Genomic DNA, 15,279 nt, shown 5'->3' with positions numbered 1-15,279 from the left:
CGAGCGTGCCGACAGCTCAGGACGTGTAGGTGAGCGTCTCGGCTTCCTGCGCGAACGCGTCCGTCACGTCGGTAGACAGCCGAAGCGCAACACGCGCCCAGTCCAGCGAGGCACCGGATAGTCCACATGCCGGCGTCACACCGACCCGGTCGCGCAGCACGGTCCGGGGGAAGCCGAGGCGGTCGATCACCGTCACCGCAGGCTTGGCGACCTCGCGCCATGTCGGCCGCGGCTCCGGCTCGGTGGTCGGGATCAGGCCGAGTAGCAGATCCTTGCCTGCATCGAGCAGCTCGCCCACGCCGTCGAGATCGCGCGCAGTCAGCTGCGCGACGTCGATGCTCACGGCGGCGGCCCCGCTGCGGCGCAGCAGTGCCAGCGGCGGCGATGCGGCGCAGGTATGCACCACCACCGGTGCGCCGACGACGCGGATCACGGAGTCGAGGATGTCGAGCGCGTCGGGCGCCGGCATGGCGCGGACCTGGTCCAGCCCGGTCACCCCCGGCAAGCTGCCTGCGAGCACGGTGCCCAGCAACGGCTCATCGAGTTGCACCACCACCTCGGCACCGAGGCGTCTGCGTAGCTCACCGACGTGCTGGGCGAGCCCCTCGGCGAGCGATCCGGCAATATCGCGGACCGCACCGGAATCGGTGAGCGCGCGATGACCGTTGGCGAGTTCGACCTCGGACGCGAGCGTCAGCGCCCCGACCGACTGCACCTTGAACGTGCCGCCGCTGCGTCCGGCAATCTCCCACGCTTCCTCGATGGCGTCGAGGTCGGCACGCAGGTAGTCGAGGGCCAGGCGCGACACCGCGCTCGGGCGGGACGCGATCCGGTAGGCGCGGGTCGTGGTGTCGAACTGCATGTCGACCAGCAGGGCGCTTGCCCGTCCGACCAGGTCGGCACCGAGGCCGCGGCCGGGAAGTTCGGGCAGATACGGCAGGTCGGCCAGTTCGCCGACCATCGTCGCCGCGGCCTCGCGCGGGTCGATGCCCGGCCACGAACCCACCCCGGTGGCGACGCCGGCGAACGGCGAACGGCGAACCTCGTCGGCCGTCACCGGGTGGCGACCGCGGTCGGTCGATCCGCGCTTGTTGTGCTGATAGTGCCGCTGCCGATCACGATGTCGCCGCCCGAATCGGGCTGATAGACCACGACGGCCTGGCCGCGCGCGACTCCGGTCAACGGCTCGAGCAGGCGGACGGTGAGACCGTCGCCCGCAGCCTCGGCGATCGCCTTCGCGGTGCCGCCGTGGGCGCGCACCTGCGCGACACATTCCACCGGCCCCTCGGGAGCATGCCCGGAAGTCCAGATCGCCCGCTGGGCGCCGATCGTCCAGACCTGGAGGCGCTGCGCCGAGCCGACCCGCACAGTGCCCGTATCCGGTTCGATCGCCGTAACGTAGCGCGGCTTGCCGTCCGCGGCCGGGCCTTCGACGCCGAGCCCCTTGCGCTGTCCGATGGTGAAACCGTGCACGCCCTCGTGCTCGGCGAGCACCTCGCCGGAATCGTCGTCCACGACGCTGCCGGGGCGCACCCCGATCTTGGCGCCGAGGAAGGCCCGGGTATCGCCGGAGGGAATGAAGCAGATGTCGTGGCTGTCCGGCTTGTCCGCGACCGCGAGCCCGCGCTCGGCGGCCTCCGCCCGGATCTGCGGCTTCGGGGTATCCCCGACCGGGAACATTGCGCGCGAAAGCTGCTCGGCGGTAAGCACCGCCAGCACGTAGGACTGATCCTTGTCGGCGTCCACGGCGCGCCGCAGCTCACCGTCGACGAGTTGGGCGTAGTGCCCGGTCGCGACGGCGTCGAAGCCGAGCGCAACCGCGCGGTCGGCGAGCGCGGCGAACTTGATCTTCTCGTTGCAGCGCAGACACGGGTTCGGCGTCTCGCCCGCGGCGTAGGACGCGACGAAATCGTCGATCACGTCCTCCTTGAAGCGCTCCGCGAAATCCCATACGTAGAAAGGGATTCCGAGCACATCGGCCGCACGCCGGGCATCGCCCGCGTCCTCGCGCGAGCAGCAGCCGCGCGATCCGGTGCGCAGCGCACCAGGGGCCTCGGACAGGGCCAGGTGCACCCCGACCACGTCGTGTCCGGCATCGACCGCACGGGCCGCGGCCACAGCGGAATCGACGCCACCGCTCATCGCGGCGAGCACACGCATCAGAACGCTCCTTCCGGTACGCCCGCGCTTACCGATTCGTCGCTCGACACTGTGCGGGGGGAGGTCAAACCGGCGGCCTGTGCGCGCGCGAGCACCTGCGGGAGCGCCGCAACCAGCGCGTCGACGTCGGCCTTGGTGGAGGTGTGACCGAGCGAAAAGCGCAGCGAGCCACGGGATTCCGCAGCATCGACACCCATCGCCACCAGCACGTGACTTGGCCGGGCCACACCGGCGGTACAGGCCGAACCGGTCGAGCACTCGATTCCGGCGGCGTCGAGCAGCATCAGCAGCGAATCGCCCTCACAACCGGGAAAGGTGAAGTGCGCGTTGCCGGGCAGCCGACGCTCGCCCGCCGGGCCGTTCAGCACGGCATCGGGGGCGATCGCGCGCACCGACTCGATCAGGTAGTCACGCAGTGCCCGTAGATCCTCGGCGCGCTCGGGTAGTTCGGCGACGGTGGCGCGCAGCGCGGCGGCCATGCCGACCACGCCGGCGGTGTCCGGGGTGCCCGAGCGAAGGTCGCGCTCGTGCCCGCCGCCGTGCAGCAGCGGCGCGCACGGCACGTCCCGGCCGAGCAGCAGAGCACCCGTTCCGAACGGGCCACCGAACTTGTGCGCCGCGATACTGGCCGCGGCGAGCCCGCTCGCGGTGAAGTCGAACGGCAGCTGCGCGACGGCCTGCACCGCGTCGCTGTGCATCGGGACATCGAACTCGCGGGCGATTCCGGCCAGTTCGAGGATCGGCATGATCGTGCCGACTTCGTTGTTCGCGGCCATCACGCTGACCAGCGCGGTTTCCTCGGCATACTCGCGCAGCGCCGCGCGCAGGGACGCCGGCGCCACCGTGCCGTCGGAGTCGACCGGAAGCAGCGTGACCACCGCGCCCTCGTGGCGCTCGAGCCATTCCACCGCGTCGAGCACCGCATGATGCTCGACCGTGCTGACCAGGATCCGGTTCCGGCGGGGCTCGGCATCGCGGCGAGCCAGGAAGATGCCCTTCAGCGCGAGGTTGTCACTCTCGGTGCCACCGGAGGTGAAGATAACCTCGGACGGCCGCGCCCCCAGATCGGCGGCGATCGATTCGCGGGCCTCTTCGACGCGACGTCGCGCGGCGCGGCCGGAACCGTGCAGCGAAGCCGCGTTGCCGGTGGTCGCGAAGACAGCCGTCATCGCCTCGATGGCAGCAGGCAGCATGGTCGTGGTTGCTGCGTGATCGAGGTAGACCGGGGTGGGCGCGCCGTGTGCACCCGGCTGTGCCGAAGTCATGACCCAACCAGGATAGCCCGGCCCCGACAGCGCCCCCGGTCTCAGGAGGCCGGGGCCAGCGCGCCGGCGATCGCGACCGGCCGCTCCCGGACCTCCACGGCGCGGGCAGCCGGCAACACCGCGGGCATGGATGGTTCCGGTGGCCGATAGCCGCGCACCGCGCGCTCACATCGCGCCGCGAGTTCCCGGCGGTCGTTGCCCGGCGCTTCGACCGGCAGCAATACCACCTCGGCGACGACACCACGCGCGCGCAACAACCGAACCGCCGAACCGAGCAGCGAGTCCTCGCCGACGAAACCGGCCACCGTCGTCGGCTCGCCCGTGGCACGCAGATACCGCAGCGCGACCGGGGCGACGGGCACCCCGGAATCCACCGCGGCCTGGAAAAGCGCAGGTCGCATCGGTCCGTATGCCTTGCCGCACCAGGTGGTGCCCTCCGGGAAAGCCGCGATGCAGTCACCCGCCGCGAGCCGGTCGCCGATCCGGGTCACCACACCGGGCAGCTGCCGCAGCCGGGCCCGGTCGATCGGCACGATTCCGGTGAACTCGGCGATCGGGCCGATCACCGGCCACTCCGCCAGGTCGGCGCGCGCGACAAAACTCACCGGTTGCACCGAGGCGATCGCGAGCACGTCGGTCCACCCGACGTGACCGGCGACGACGAGGGTGCCCCGGCCCGGTGTGGCGAATCTCGCATCGTCGCGCGGCGGTTTCCGGCGGTCCACCACTCGCACCCGCATGCCGAGGCAGCGGAGCACCGCGCGGGCGTAGCGTCGCTGCACCTCCTCGCGCCGCCCCCGACCGACCAGCAGCGCCGCCGGGTACGCGGCGAGCACACCCAGGATTCCGGCTGCCCGTGCGGCAGCCATCGCCGGGCCGACGCGGTCGCCCCCGGCATCGATACAGGCCGCGGTGCACGCCGAGACGGGCATCCAGGCGTGTGCGCGACCCGCGCCGCTCATCGCGAAACCGGTTCGTCGAGTTTTGCGGCTGCCGCCTGCAGCCGCGACAGGTAGCGCTCGTTGACCTCGTGCAGTCCGACCAATGCGACGAAGTCGGCGACACCGAAATCCGGGTCGTGCGCCGGTTCCCCGCAGATCGAGGCACCCATCCGCAGGTAGGCATTGAGCAGCGGTGGCAGCCGCCACCCGACCGGGGCAGGCAGGTCATCGAGTGACCGGCCGTCGACGACGACCGGGCGATACGGGCGAACTCGGTGTTCGGGTGCACTGGCGTACCGGCGCAGCACCAGGTCACGTACTCCTTGCACCTCGCTGCCGACCGGGTTGGCCTGGTTGGCGCGCATCGGCGTCGAGACGCAGCCCATCAGCCAGGTGTGGCCGGTAAGCCGCAGGTAGCGCAGCACGCCTGCCCACATCAGCGGCACCACCGACCCGTTGCGGTGGTCGGGCAGGACGCAGGCGCGGCCCATCTCGACCAGGTGCGGGCGCAGCGCGGCGAAGGCGGACAGGTCGAACTCGGACTCGGTGTAATAACTCCCGGCGGCGACGGCGGCATCGGGAGGCAGCATGCGGTAGCAACCGACGAAGCGTTCGGTGGCCTCGTCGCGAACCAGGAGGTGGTCGCAGTAACGGTCGAAGCGGTCCTCGTCGAGACCGTGCGCGTTCGGCGGTAGCCGGAAGCCGGGCTCCGCGGCGAATACGTCGTAGCGCAGGCGTTGCGCGGCCAGCCTGTGCGTGCGGTCGGAGGAGACGACGAGCGAGTAGCGGCGGCGGACTGTTTCCATGACTGGTGTGGTCATGGCTGTTGTCTATCGCCGCAGTGCGGCGTCCGCCCGTCCGCCGAGTGTCGTGTCGATGCAGCTTCGGTTAACGGTGCACGCAGCGGAGTTGCCCGAGTTACCCCAGGTAGCGCCCGAACCAGTCCAAGACGCGGTCCCAGGCGTCCGCCGCCGCAGTCGGTTCGTAGCGCGGGCCCGTGTCGTTGAAGAACGCGTGGTTGGCGTTGGGTTCGGTGACGATCTCGTGGGTGAGTCCCGCCGCGGTCAGTGCGGCCTCGGCCGCGTCCCGCGACGCATTGACGCGGTCGTCCAGCGCCGCGTAGATCCCGAGCACCGCCGCGTCGGAGCCGGTGAAATCCGCGTTCTCCGGCATCGGCCCGTAGAACGGTGTGGCCGCGGCGAGCCGAGGCTCGTTGGAGGCGAGCATCCGCCAGGTCAGCCCACCGCCCATGCAGAATCCGATCTGCCCGACCTTCGCACCGGGGACACGACGTTCCAACTCGTCGACACCGGCCTTCATGTCGCCGACGAATCGTTCCGGCGGCGTACGACCCAGGGCCGCGGTCGCCTCGGCCGGATCGGCGAAAGTGGCGGTACCGCCCTCCTCGGACAGCAGGTCGACGGCCAGCGCGGAGTACCCGGCGCCGGCGAATCGTCCTGCCACCGAACGGATATGGTCGGTCAGCCCCTTGTTCTCGTGGATCACCAGCACCGCACCGCGCGGATCGCTCGCCGCGGCCCATGCGCCCTGCAATTCACCGTTCGGTCCGGCAAACGTAATCGCCTCGGTCGCAACGGCGTCCGCCATTCCGGGCGGCTCGGCCGCGGCATCCGGCGTCGATTCGGGCGGTGTGCTGGCACTGGCCGTTGCCGCGGAATCGCCGTCGTCGGAACTACAGGCCGCGAGCAGGGACGACGCGGCGGCCACACTCAACCCGAGCAGGCCGAGGCGGCGCATCGCCTCCCGGCGATTCATCAACCCGTCGGCATGATCGACGGCGATCTCTTCGGCGATGTACTGCTGCAACGGTGTCATCGGGCTTCCCTCGCGATACGGCAAAGCTGCGCAACGTCATTCACGCTACGCGCCAATGCCTGCGGATCGGGGCGGAGTCGCGCAATGATCTCGTCGATTGCGCGCAGCCCGGCGCGGTCGAGTAGTCGCTTCTCGTTGACGCACCACTCGCCGCGCGCGGCGAGCACCTCGTGCCCGACGCAGATCGCCGCGCAGGTCAGCAGCGCGGCACATTCGGACAGCTGCCCCCGCGGCACGACGTTGGTCCGCAAGTAGTCGATGAGCATGTCCGCGGTCATCCGCCACACCGGTGGCGCGCTGCGCCGAAGCGCCTCCGGGTACTCCGGGCGCGGCAACGCACCGCGCAAGACCCGGTTGATCGCGAGCTCGGCCACCACGAGATACGACGGGATCCCCGCGATGTGGAACAGCAGCGCCTCACGGTGGAACCGTCCGGCCTCGGCCTCGACGAGTTCGCGCTCGACCATTTCGAGATCGCGGTAGATGATATCGACCTTGTGATCATCGACCGTCAGCCACGCGCCGCCGTTGAAGATTCCGCCACCCCACGCGCCCAGCGCGAAGACCTGCCCGTCGTAGCCGAGCCCGCGGATCTGCTCGGTGTCGAACGCGCCGCGGTAGTACAGCCCGAAATCCCAGTCGCTGTCCGGCCGGTGCGTGCCCGCCGCCCGGGAACCGCCGAGCGCCACCGCCTCGATCCCGTCGAGGGCGAACAGCTCGTCCGCGATGCGCTCGGCGAACGCCTCGCCGTCCAGCGCCCCGGGGTCCATCTCAGCGCGTGGCTTTCCAGCCGTTCCAGTAGGTGATCTCCTCGACCGGGCGCCGGACCGCGGGCTTGAAATCGGTGCCGATGGTGTAGGCCACCGGGATCAACGCCACCTGGGTGACCGTGTCCGGGAGGCCGAGGAGCTGTGCGGCCTTCGCCTCGTCTGCCAGGTGCAACGTGGTGTACGCGGATCCGAGACCGCGACTGCGCAGCGCGAGTTGGAACGACCACACCGCGGGGATGATCGAACCGAGGAAGCCCGCCCACGCCGCGGTCGAGTCCGCGACCGGCCGGCCGACCAGGCAGGGCACCACCAGCACCGGAACGCGTTCCATGTTGTCGGCGAGATACTGCGCCGACGAGCGAACCCGGGTCTGTTGCGCCTGATCATCCGACGCCCGCCCGGTCGCCGCGTCACCGCCGCGATAGGACCCGTTCCAGCCGACCCGGTAGCAGTCCGCGAGGCCCTTGCGCTTATCGGGATCGGTCACCACCACGAACCGCCAGCCCTGACTGTTCGACCCGGTCGGCGCCTGGGTCGCGATGCGCAGGCATTCGTTGATGAGTTCCGGCTCCACCGGACGGTCCAGATCCAGCCGCTTGCGTACGGCGCGGGTTGTCGTGGCTACCTCGTCGAAGTCCATGAAACCGACGATAGCCTTCACCGAAAACGAGAACGGGCCCCGACCACATGACGTGGTCGGGGCCCGTACAGGGATGAGGTTTGCTCAGCCCTTGTGCTTCTTGACCGCCTCGGCCAGCTGCGGCGCGACGTTGAACAGGTCGCCGACGATGCCGAAGTCGGCGATCTCGAAGATCGGCGCCTCCTCGTCCTTGTTCACGGCGACGATGGTCTTCGACGTCTGCATACCCGCACGGTGCTGGATGGCACCGGAGATACCGAGCGCGATGTAGAGCTGCGGCGACACGGTCTTGCCGGTCTGGCCGACCTGGAACTGGCCCGGATAGTAGCCCGAGTCGACCGCGGCACGCGAGGCGCCGACGGCGGCACCGAGCGAATCGGCGAGTTCCTCGACGACCGAGAACTTGTCGGCGCTGCCGACACCACGGCCACCGGAGACGACCACGGTCGCCTCGGTGAGCTCCGGACGGTCGCCACCGGCGACCGGGTCCTTCGAGGTGATCTTGACGACACCCTCTTCTTGAGCCGGAACCTCGACGTCGACCCGCTCGCCCGCGCCGGCCTGCGGCTGTGCGTCGATGGCACCCGGGCGCACCGAGATCACCGGAACGTCGCCGTTGGCCTTGGCGTCGACGGTGAAGGCACCGCCGAAGATCGAGTGCAGGGCCGAGCCGTCGGACTTGACGTCGATGACGTCGTTGAGCAGACCGGAGCCGATCCGGGCGGCGAGACGACCGGTCACCTCCTTGCCCTCTGCGCTGGCCGCGGCGATGACCGCAGCCGGGCTCGCCGACTCGACCAGGCCGGCGAGCACGTCGACCTTCGGGGTCACGAGGAAGCCCTCGACGGCATCGGACTCGGCGACGTAGATCTTCTCCGCGCCCGCCTCCTTCAGCGCATCCGCCAGCTTGTCGGCGGTGCCGGCCGGTCCGAGGACCACCGCGGACGGCTCACCCAGTGCGCGGGCGGCCGTGATGAGCTCGGTGCTGACCTTCTTGATCGCACCCTCTGCGTGCTCGACGAGCACAAGTACTTCTGCCATTGTTCTGGTCTCCTACGAAGTCGAAAGTGTTGGTTCGTCGGGTGCGCGTCAGATGATCTTCTGACCGATCAGGTACTGCGCGACCTTCTGGCCACCGTCGCCCTCGTCGGCGACCTTCTCGCCTGCGGTGCGGGCCGGCTTCGGGGTCGCCGCGGTGACCGAGCTCCCCGCGTTGCCCACACCGACGGTCTCCGGGTCGATGCCCAGGTCGGCGAGGGTGAAGGTGGTGACTTCCTTCTTCTTCGCGGCCATGATGCCCTTGAAGGACGGGAACCGCGGCTCGTTGATCTTCTCGGTGACGCTCACGATCGCGGGCAGGCTCGCCTCGAGATGGAAGATGCCTTCGTCGGTCTCGCGCTCACCGGTAAGCGTCTCGCCCTCCAGGGTCAGCTTGCGCAGGTGCGTGAGCTGCGGGATGCCCAGGTACTCGGCGATGATCGCCGGCACGGCCCCGGTGCGGCCGTCGGTCGCCTCGTTGCCCGCGATGATGAGCTCGACGCCCTCGATCTGGCCGATCGCGCCGGCGAGCACCCAGGCGGTCTGGATGGCATCCGAGCCGTGGATGGCCGGGTCGTTGACGTGCACGGCCTTGTCGGCGCCCATCGACAGCGCCTTGCGGATCGCGTCGGTGGCACGGTCCGGACCGGCGGTCAGCACGGTGACCTCGCCGCCCTGCGCCTCCTTGATCAGCAGCGCTTCCTCGACGGCGCGCTCGTTGATCTCGTCGAGCACGGCATCGGCCGCCTCGCGGTCCAGGGTGTAATCACCGTCGGTCAGCTTGCGCTCGGACCACGTATCGGGAACCTGCTTGATCAGTACGACGATATTTGGCATGGGTCTCCGTCGACCTCCTGTAGTTGCTGTAACGGGTGTCGGGCAGCACCGGCGCAGTTCGGGCGCCCGTTGGCTCACCGCGCAGATTACCGTATGTCAAGTTACCCGCGAGTAACTTATTCGCCAAGAGGGATCTCGGCTGCACCGAGGCATACCCCGATGGCCTAACGTCTGCGCTGTGGGAGAGGCAATTGTGAACAATGACACCATCCGCGATACGGCCGAGAATGCGGTAGCGCAGGCGCTACCGCTGACCGGCGAGCGAACCGTGCCCGGCATCGCCGAGGAGAACTACTGGTTCCGCCGGCACGAGGTGGTCTACCGCGCACTGCTCTCCCACTGCACGGGTCGCGAGGTGCTCGAAGCCGGGGCAGGCGAGGGCTACGGCGCGGACATGATCGCCGACGTCGCCAACAAGGTCATCGGCCTCGACTACGACATCAGCGCCGTTGAGCACATCCGGGCGCGCTACCCCCGCGTGGAAATGCTGCACGGCAACCTGGCCAGCCTGCCGCTACCCGACGAATCCGTCGACGTGGTGGTGAATTTCCAAGTGATCGAACACCTTTGGGATCAATTGCAGTTCCTGCAGGAGTGCCGACGGGTGTTGCGCCCCGGTGGGCAACTGCTCGTCAGCACGCCGAACCGGATCACCTTCTCCCCCGGCCGCGACACCCCCCTCAACCCGTTCCACACGCGTGAACTCAATGCCGCCGAACTCACCGAACTGCTCGAGCAGGCCGGGCTCTCGGTCACGACGATGACCGGCGTGCACCACGCCGCCTCGCTGCGCACCCTCGACGCCAAACACGGCGGCTCGTTCATCGACGCACAGATCGAACGGGCTCTCGCCGGCGAGCCATGGCCCGACGACCTGACCGCCGACGTTTCGGGAATCACCATCGCCGACTTCGAACTGCGCGAGGACGATATCGACGCCAGCCTCGACCTGGTCGCGATCGCGGTACGACCGTGAGTCCCCGTTCCACCTCAGCACCCGCGCAGTCACATGGGCACTCCGCAGGCTCCGTGCCTGGCATGTTCAGCCTCGTGCTGCACTCGCATCTGCCCTGGCTTGCCAACCACGGCCGCTGGCCGGTCGGCGAGGAGTGGCTCTACCAGTCCTGGGCGGCGTCCTACCTGCCGGTCGCACGGGTGCTGCGCACGCTGTCCGCCGAAGGACGCACGGGCCTGCTCTCGCTGGGCATCACACCGGTACTCGCGGCCCAACTCGACGACCCGCATTGTCTGGCGGGCATGCACCACTGGCTCGGAAACTGGCAGTTGCGCGCGCACGAGGCCGCGCTCGGGACCGAACCGACCCAACGCGATCTCGGCGCTCGCGAGCACCGCGCCGCGGCCGAGGCGATCGCCGACTTCGAGCAGCGCTGGCGGCACGGCGCCTCGCCCGTCTTCCGCGAACTGATCGACGCGAACGCCATCGAGATGCTCGGCGGACCACTCGCACACCCGTTCCAGCCCCTGCTCGACCCCCGGATGCGCGCGTTCTCGCTCGCGGAAGGACTGGCCGACGCGCAGCACCGGTGGGGCCGGCTGCCTGCGGGAATCTGGGCGCCGGAGTGCGGCTACTCGCCGGGCATGGAAACCGGCTACGCCGCGGCCGGGGTCGGCCACTTCATGGTGGACGGTCCCGCGCTGCGCGGCGACACCTCGCTCGGCCGGCCGGTGCGCGACTCGGACGTCGTCGCGTTCGGGCGTGACCTTCAGGTCAGCTACCGGGTGTGGTCACCGAAGTCGGGGTATCCGGGCCACGGCTCCTACCGCGACTTCCACACCTACGACCACCGCACCGGACTCAAGCCTTCCCGGGTTACCGGACGAAAGGTCGCCGGCCCGGACAAGGCGCCCTACGACCCGGAACTCGCCTCCGCAGCGATTGCGCGGCACGTCGAGGATTTCGTCGCGACCGTACGCAAGCGGCTGCGCAGCGAATCGGAACGGATCGGCCGGCCCGCGCTCGTGGTGGCGGCGTTCGACACCGAACTGTTCGGGCATTGGTGGCATGAGGGCCCGCAGTGGCTCGAACAGGTGTTGCGCGCTCTGCCGGAGGCAGGCATCACCGTCGGTACGCTCGCCGACGCCCGGCACGCGGGCTACGTCGGCGAACCGTTCGAACTCGGCGCCTCGTCCTGGGGTTCGGGCAAGGACTGGCGGGTGTGGGCCGGTGACCAGGTCAACGACCTCGTCGAGTTGAACGACGAGGTCGTCCGGCTCGCCCTCGACACCGTCGACAAGGCCCGCGACCCGCAAGGCGGAATGGAATTGCGGCACCGCGGCCGGCGCGTGGAACTGCGTGACCCGGTCAACGACCAGATCCTGCGCGAGGCGCTGCTCGCGATATCGAGCGACTGGGCGTTCATGGTGAGCAAGGACTCCGCCGCTGGATACGCTCGCGACCGCGCCCACCTGCACGCGCACGCCGTCCGTGAGATCTGCGCGGCCACCGCGTCGGGGCACCGGGAACGTGCGTTGCGGCTCGCCCAGGGCTGGGCGATCGCCGACGGGTTGTTCCCCCAACTCGACGCGCGGCGCCTGCCGGACGATGATGCCTGCAGGGAGACCGCATGAAAATCCTGATCGTCTCGTGGGAGTACCCGCCCGTCGTCGTCGGCGGGCTCGGTCGGCATGTCCATCATCTGGCCACCGAACTCGCCGCGGCCGGGCACGAGGTCGTCGTGCTCTCCCGTCGCCCGAGCGGCACGGACGCGCTGACCCATCCGACGTTCAGCCATGTCGCCGAGGGCGTGCTGGTGGTCGCGGTCGCCGAGGATCCGCACGAGTTCCGCTTCGGCGAGGACATGCTGTCCTGGACGCTCGCGATGGGTCACGCGATGGTGCGCGCCGGAATCGCGCTCGGCAAGCCCGGCGTCGGACCGGCCTGGCAACCCGACGTGGTGCACGCCCACGACTGGCTCGTCGCCCATCCCGCGATCGCCTTGGCCGAACACTTCGACGTGCCGCTGGTCTCCACGCTGCACGCCACCGAGGCGGGCAGGCACAGCGGCTGGGTCGCGGGCAAGGTGAACCGCCAGGTCCACTCCGTCGAATGGTGGCTGGCCAACGAGTCCGATGCGCTCATCACCTGCTCGGGTTCGATGCGCGACGAGGTGACCCGGCTCTACGGCCCGAACCTCGCGCACGTCACGGTGATCCGCAACGGGATCGACGTCGCGACCTGGCGCTACCGCGAACGGCAGCCGCGCAGCGGACCGCCCAAGCTGCTCTACGTCGGCCGGCTCGAGTACGAGAAGGGCATTCAGGACGCGATCGCGGCGCTGCCCCGGATCCGTCGCACTCATCCCGGTACCACGCTCACCATCGCCGGCGAGGGCACCCAGATCGCGTGGCTGCGCGAGCTCGCTCGGCAGTATCGAGTCGCGCGGTCGGTGTCGTTCGTCGGCAATCTCGGCCACGAGGAGCTGCTCGGCTGGCTGCACGGCGCCGACGCGATCGTGCTGCCCAGCCGCTACGAACCGTTCGGCATCATCGCCCTCGAAGCGGCGGCCGCCGGTACCCCGCTCATCGCGTCCACTGCGGGCGGGCTCGGCGAGGCGGTCGTCGACGGCGAAACCGGGCTCTCGTTCCTGCCCGGCGACGTCGCCGGGCTGACCTCGGCCGCGCGCGAGGTACTCGACGACCCGGCCGCCGCGCAGCTGCGCGCCCGCGCCGCCCGCGAACGACTCACCGAAGACTTCGACTGGCACGTCGTCGCCGAGGAAACCGCGCAGGTCCACCACGCCGCCAAGCGCCGGGTTCGCCATCCGCTCGGCCGACCCCACATCGTGGAACGCCCACTGCCGGAACGGGATCCGGGTACCTGAATCGGCAGCGTCACGACTCGAGTTTGGTGACGATGCGCTGCACCGTCAGCCAGCTTCGCGTCGTGATGTCCGTGCCGTAGGTGCGCTCCAACAACGCCATGAATTTGGACGCCTTGCCCGGCTCGCTGTTGTCGACGACCGCCAGCAGCGCCCGCGCCGCGGGGTCGTAGCCAACGATGCGGGCGCCCGCAGACTCCGGGGCAGGCAGCTTGCCGGGATCGGACTGTGCACCGTCCCGGAGAAACGTCGCGATCAGATAGGTACTGCGGCCGTGTGTCAGTCCCGGGAACGGGTCTATGTCCAGTAGCGCACGCAGTTCGGCGTGACTGCGGACGATGGTGGCGCCGCCGATGCCGAGCTCGGTCTGCAACGCCTCCTGGATACGAGTCTCCAACAGCGCCGTGTCCTGCTCGTCCGCGCCGAACACGATGTTTCCGCTGGCGAGCACCGAGGTCACCTTCGCGAAGCCCAGCCCGTCGAACACCGCCCGCAACTTGTCGTTGGTCATGTTCGGATTGCTCGGCGCGATGCCTCGAAGGAGAGCCGCGTACCGCGTCATGCCGCGAATGTTAAGCATCTTCTGCTCCGGCAAGCGAGATCCCGGCCCCGGGCTCGGTCCCGGCATCGAAGCGGCAAGGCAACCATTGCAGGATGGATCCATGGCTCACGTGCAACGTTTCGACCACATCGGCATCACCGTCGCCGATCTCGACTCGGCAACCGCGTTCTTCGTCGGACTGGGTCTCGAGGTGGAGGGCACCGGATCCGTGCAGGGCGAGTTCGTGGAGACCGTCTGCGGTATCCCCGGCGCGCACTGTGAGATCACAATGCTGCGGCCGCCCGGCGGAGGGTCCCGACTGGAGCTCGCGACCTTTTTCACCCCCGACCACGTGCCCGGATCGCCGACGGCGATGGCCAATGAGGTTGGGCTGCGCAACGTGTCCTTCGAGGTCGGCGACCTCCAAGCCGCCGTGGACGCGGTGGCTGCGGACGGGTACGGGCTCATCGGCGGCATCGGCGAGTACGAGAACAGCGTGCGGATGGCCTATGTGCGTGGGCCCGAAGGGATCATCGTGTCGCTGTTCGAGCAGCTCGGCTGACGCGCATCCGTTCCGGTGTGCGCGCACGCCCGGGCATGCGCGCTGCTCGCAAGAGGTGCGCGTTCAGGCGCTGCCGTTGACGGTGCCGCCGACGCTCACCGCGTCACCTGTGGCGGCCTTCTTTCGCGCGATATCTTCCAGCGCCGCAATGTATTTCGCGCGATCCTCGGCGCCGGCCTCCCAGGCCTCCTTGCGGTTCTTCACGACCCGCGCGGGTGCCCCGACGGCGATGCTGAAGTCCGGGATATCGCCCTTGACCACCGCGTGTGCGCCCAGCACGCAACCGCGGCCGACCCGGGTCTCGCGCAGCACGGTGACCTTCGCGGCGATCCAGGTGTCCGGGCCGATCCGGACCGGCGACTTCACGATGCCCTGGTCCTTGATCGGCATCGTCACGTCGTCCATCTTGTGGTCGAAATCGGTGATGTAGCACCAGTCGGCGACCAGGGTGGACGCGCCGATCTCGATGTCGAGGTAGGCGTTGACGACGTTGTCCTTGCCGAACACGACCTTGTCACCGATGCGCAGCGAACCCTCGTGGCAGCGGATCGCGTTGCCGTCGCCGATATGGACCCAGCGGCCGATCTCGAGCCGGGCCAGGTCCGGCGTCGCGTGGATCTCCACATTGCGGCCCAGGAAGACCATGCCGCGCAGCACCACATGCGGGTTCGCGAGTTTGAACTTGACGAGCCGGTAGTAGCGAACGAGGTACCACGGCGTGTAGGCCTTGTTCGCCAGCACCCAGCGCAGCGAGGCGGCGGTCAGAAAGCGTGCCTGATCGTTGTCGTGGCGACGCGAGCCACGCCATCGCGAGCGCAGCGGCGCCCCCCACATGCTCGTCATTGTCGTG

General features: G+C 69.4%; 16 protein-coding genes. 4 read left to right on the top strand and 12 right to left on the bottom strand.

Annotation, left to right across the window (positions count from 1 at the left end; translation table 11 throughout):
• Positions 1-16 precede the first annotated feature (16 nt).
• From OG921_RS23285 to OG921_RS23240, 10 genes are all read right to left on the bottom strand, one after another.
• Complete coding sequence (locus tag OG921_RS23285) at positions 17-1,057, bottom strand: methionine synthase (RefSeq protein ID WP_266114927.1); 1,041 nt, start codon at positions 1,055-1,057, stop codon at positions 17-19.
• On the bottom strand, positions 1,054-2,160 hold the full coding sequence (mnmA, locus tag OG921_RS23280; protein WP_266114926.1) for a tRNA 2-thiouridine(34) synthase MnmA: 1,107 nt from the start codon (positions 2,158-2,160) through the stop codon (positions 1,054-1,056). The genes OG921_RS23285 and mnmA overlap by 4 nt, the downstream gene beginning before the upstream one ends.
• Positions 2,160-3,425, bottom strand: coding sequence for a cysteine desulfurase family protein (locus OG921_RS23275; RefSeq protein WP_266114925.1), 1,266 nt, complete (start codon positions 3,423-3,425; stop codon positions 2,160-2,162). Before OG921_RS23275 ends, mnmA begins: the two co-directional genes overlap by 1 nt.
• Before the next feature lie 41 nt (positions 3,426-3,466).
• Positions 3,467-4,387: a 1-acyl-sn-glycerol-3-phosphate acyltransferase gene (locus OG921_RS23270; protein ID WP_266114924.1), complete on the bottom strand. Its 921-nt coding sequence runs from the start codon at positions 4,385-4,387 to the stop codon at positions 3,467-3,469.
• Positions 4,384-5,187, bottom strand: coding sequence for a GNAT family N-acetyltransferase (locus OG921_RS23265; protein WP_266114923.1), 804 nt, complete (start codon positions 5,185-5,187; stop codon positions 4,384-4,386). The genes OG921_RS23270 and OG921_RS23265 overlap by 4 nt, the downstream gene beginning before the upstream one ends.
• Before the next feature lie 97 nt (positions 5,188-5,284).
• The gene (locus tag OG921_RS23260) at positions 5,285-6,202 is read right to left on the bottom strand and encodes a dienelactone hydrolase family protein (RefSeq protein WP_266114922.1); all 918 of its coding nucleotides are present in this window, start codon (positions 6,200-6,202) and stop codon (positions 5,285-5,287) included.
• Positions 6,199-6,972 carry a nucleotidyltransferase domain-containing protein gene (locus OG921_RS23255; RefSeq protein WP_266114921.1) on the bottom strand — a complete coding sequence of 258 codons (774 nt, stop codon included), beginning with the start codon at positions 6,970-6,972 and terminating at the stop codon, positions 6,199-6,201. Before OG921_RS23255 ends, OG921_RS23260 begins: the two co-directional genes overlap by 4 nt.
• A 1-nt stretch (position 6,973) precedes the next feature.
• Positions 6,974-7,612, bottom strand: a complete 639-nt coding sequence (locus OG921_RS23250) for a nitroreductase family protein (protein WP_266114920.1) — start codon at positions 7,610-7,612, stop codon at positions 6,974-6,976.
• 84 nt (positions 7,613-7,696) lie between these two features.
• Complete coding sequence (locus OG921_RS23245; protein ID WP_266114919.1) at positions 7,697-8,653, bottom strand: electron transfer flavoprotein subunit alpha/FixB family protein; 957 nt, start codon at positions 8,651-8,653, stop codon at positions 7,697-7,699.
• A 48-nt stretch (positions 8,654-8,701) separates the two neighbouring features.
• Positions 8,702-9,487, bottom strand: a complete 786-nt coding sequence (locus OG921_RS23240) for an electron transfer flavoprotein subunit beta/FixA family protein (protein ID WP_266114918.1) — start codon at positions 9,485-9,487, stop codon at positions 8,702-8,704.
• Positions 9,488-9,677: 190 nt separating this feature from the next.
• On the opposite strand from OG921_RS23240, the gene OG921_RS23235 reads away from it, so the two are divergent.
• The 3 genes from OG921_RS23235 to OG921_RS23225 all read left to right on the top strand — a co-directional run bounded on the left by OG921_RS23235 (position 9,678) and on the right by OG921_RS23225 (position 13,329).
• The gene (locus OG921_RS23235) at positions 9,678-10,463 is read left to right on the top strand and encodes a bifunctional 2-polyprenyl-6-hydroxyphenol methylase/3-demethylubiquinol 3-O-methyltransferase UbiG (RefSeq protein ID WP_266115062.1); all 786 of its coding nucleotides are present in this window, start codon (positions 9,678-9,680) and stop codon (positions 10,461-10,463) included.
• A gap of 62 nt (positions 10,464-10,525) precedes the next feature.
• Complete coding sequence (locus OG921_RS23230; protein WP_266114917.1) at positions 10,526-12,076, top strand: glycoside hydrolase family 57 protein; 1,551 nt, start codon at positions 10,526-10,528, stop codon at positions 12,074-12,076.
• On the top strand, positions 12,073-13,329 hold the full coding sequence (locus tag OG921_RS23225; protein ID WP_266114916.1) for a glycosyltransferase family 4 protein: 1,257 nt from the start codon (positions 12,073-12,075) through the stop codon (positions 13,327-13,329). Before OG921_RS23230 ends, OG921_RS23225 begins: the two co-directional genes overlap by 4 nt.
• 10 nt (positions 13,330-13,339) lie before the next feature.
• Here the strand turns inward: OG921_RS23225 and OG921_RS23220 are convergent, their stop codons facing one another.
• Positions 13,340-13,888: a DUF1697 domain-containing protein gene (locus OG921_RS23220; RefSeq protein ID WP_266114915.1), complete on the bottom strand. Its 549-nt coding sequence runs from the start codon at positions 13,886-13,888 to the stop codon at positions 13,340-13,342.
• 100 nt (positions 13,889-13,988) lie between these two features.
• Here OG921_RS23220 and OG921_RS23215 point away from each other — a divergent pair, with 100 nt between their 5' ends.
• Positions 13,989-14,429 (top strand): VOC family protein, encoded by a 441-nt coding sequence (locus OG921_RS23215; RefSeq protein ID WP_266114913.1) that lies wholly within the window; start codon positions 13,989-13,991, stop codon positions 14,427-14,429.
• Positions 14,430-14,492: 63 nt separating this feature from the next.
• Here the strand turns inward: OG921_RS23215 and OG921_RS23210 are convergent, their stop codons facing one another.
• Positions 14,493-15,272, bottom strand: coding sequence for an acyltransferase (locus tag OG921_RS23210; protein WP_266114912.1), 780 nt, complete (start codon positions 15,270-15,272; stop codon positions 14,493-14,495).
• Positions 15,273-15,279 lie beyond the last annotated feature (7 nt).

This window comes from Aldersonia sp. NBC_00410 (assembly GCF_026342035.1).
Lineage (GTDB): Bacteria > Actinomycetota > Actinomycetes > Mycobacteriales > Mycobacteriaceae > Aldersonia.
The sequence above is the reverse complement of the archived record's forward strand: the minus strand, read 5'-3'. Positions and strand labels throughout refer to the sequence as shown.

Bases quoted from the DNA above. Each gene is read 5' to 3' on its own strand.
- OG921_RS23270 (WP_266114924.1), bottom strand. From the start codon at position 4,387: ATGAGCGGCGCGGGTCGCGCACACGCCTGGATGCCCGTCTCGGCGTGC.
- OG921_RS23250 (WP_266114920.1), bottom strand. From the start codon at position 7,612: ATGGACTTCGACGAGGTAGCCACGACAACCCGCGCCGTACGCAAGCGG.
- OG921_RS23215 (WP_266114913.1), top strand. From the start codon at position 13,989: ATGGCTCACGTGCAACGTTTCGACCACATCGGCATCACCGTCGCCGAT.
- OG921_RS23240 (WP_266114918.1), bottom strand. From the start codon at position 9,487: ATGCCAAATATCGTCGTACTGATCAAGCAGGTTCCCGATACGTGGTCC.
- OG921_RS23265 (WP_266114923.1), bottom strand. From the start codon at position 5,187: ATGACCACACCAGTCATGGAAACAGTCCGCCGCCGCTACTCGCTCGTC.
- OG921_RS23245 (WP_266114919.1), bottom strand. From the start codon at position 8,653: ATGGCAGAAGTACTTGTGCTCGTCGAGCACGCAGAGGGTGCGATCAAG.
- OG921_RS23220 (WP_266114915.1), bottom strand. From the start codon at position 13,888: ATGACGCGGTACGCGGCTCTCCTTCGAGGCATCGCGCCGAGCAATCCG.
- OG921_RS23210 (WP_266114912.1), bottom strand. From the start codon at position 15,272: ATGACGAGCATGTGGGGGGCGCCGCTGCGCTCGCGATGGCGTGGCTCG.
- OG921_RS23255 (WP_266114921.1), bottom strand. From the start codon at position 6,972: ATGGACCCCGGGGCGCTGGACGGCGAGGCGTTCGCCGAGCGCATCGCG.
- mnmA (WP_266114926.1), bottom strand. From the start codon at position 2,160: ATGCGTGTGCTCGCCGCGATGAGCGGTGGCGTCGATTCCGCTGTGGCC.
- OG921_RS23230 (WP_266114917.1), top strand. From the start codon at position 10,526: ATGTTCAGCCTCGTGCTGCACTCGCATCTGCCCTGGCTTGCCAACCAC.
- OG921_RS23225 (WP_266114916.1), top strand. From the start codon at position 12,073: ATGAAAATCCTGATCGTCTCGTGGGAGTACCCGCCCGTCGTCGTCGGC.
- OG921_RS23275 (WP_266114925.1), bottom strand. From the start codon at position 3,425: ATGACTTCGGCACAGCCGGGTGCACACGGCGCGCCCACCCCGGTCTAC.
- OG921_RS23260 (WP_266114922.1), bottom strand. From the start codon at position 6,202: ATGACACCGTTGCAGCAGTACATCGCCGAAGAGATCGCCGTCGATCAT.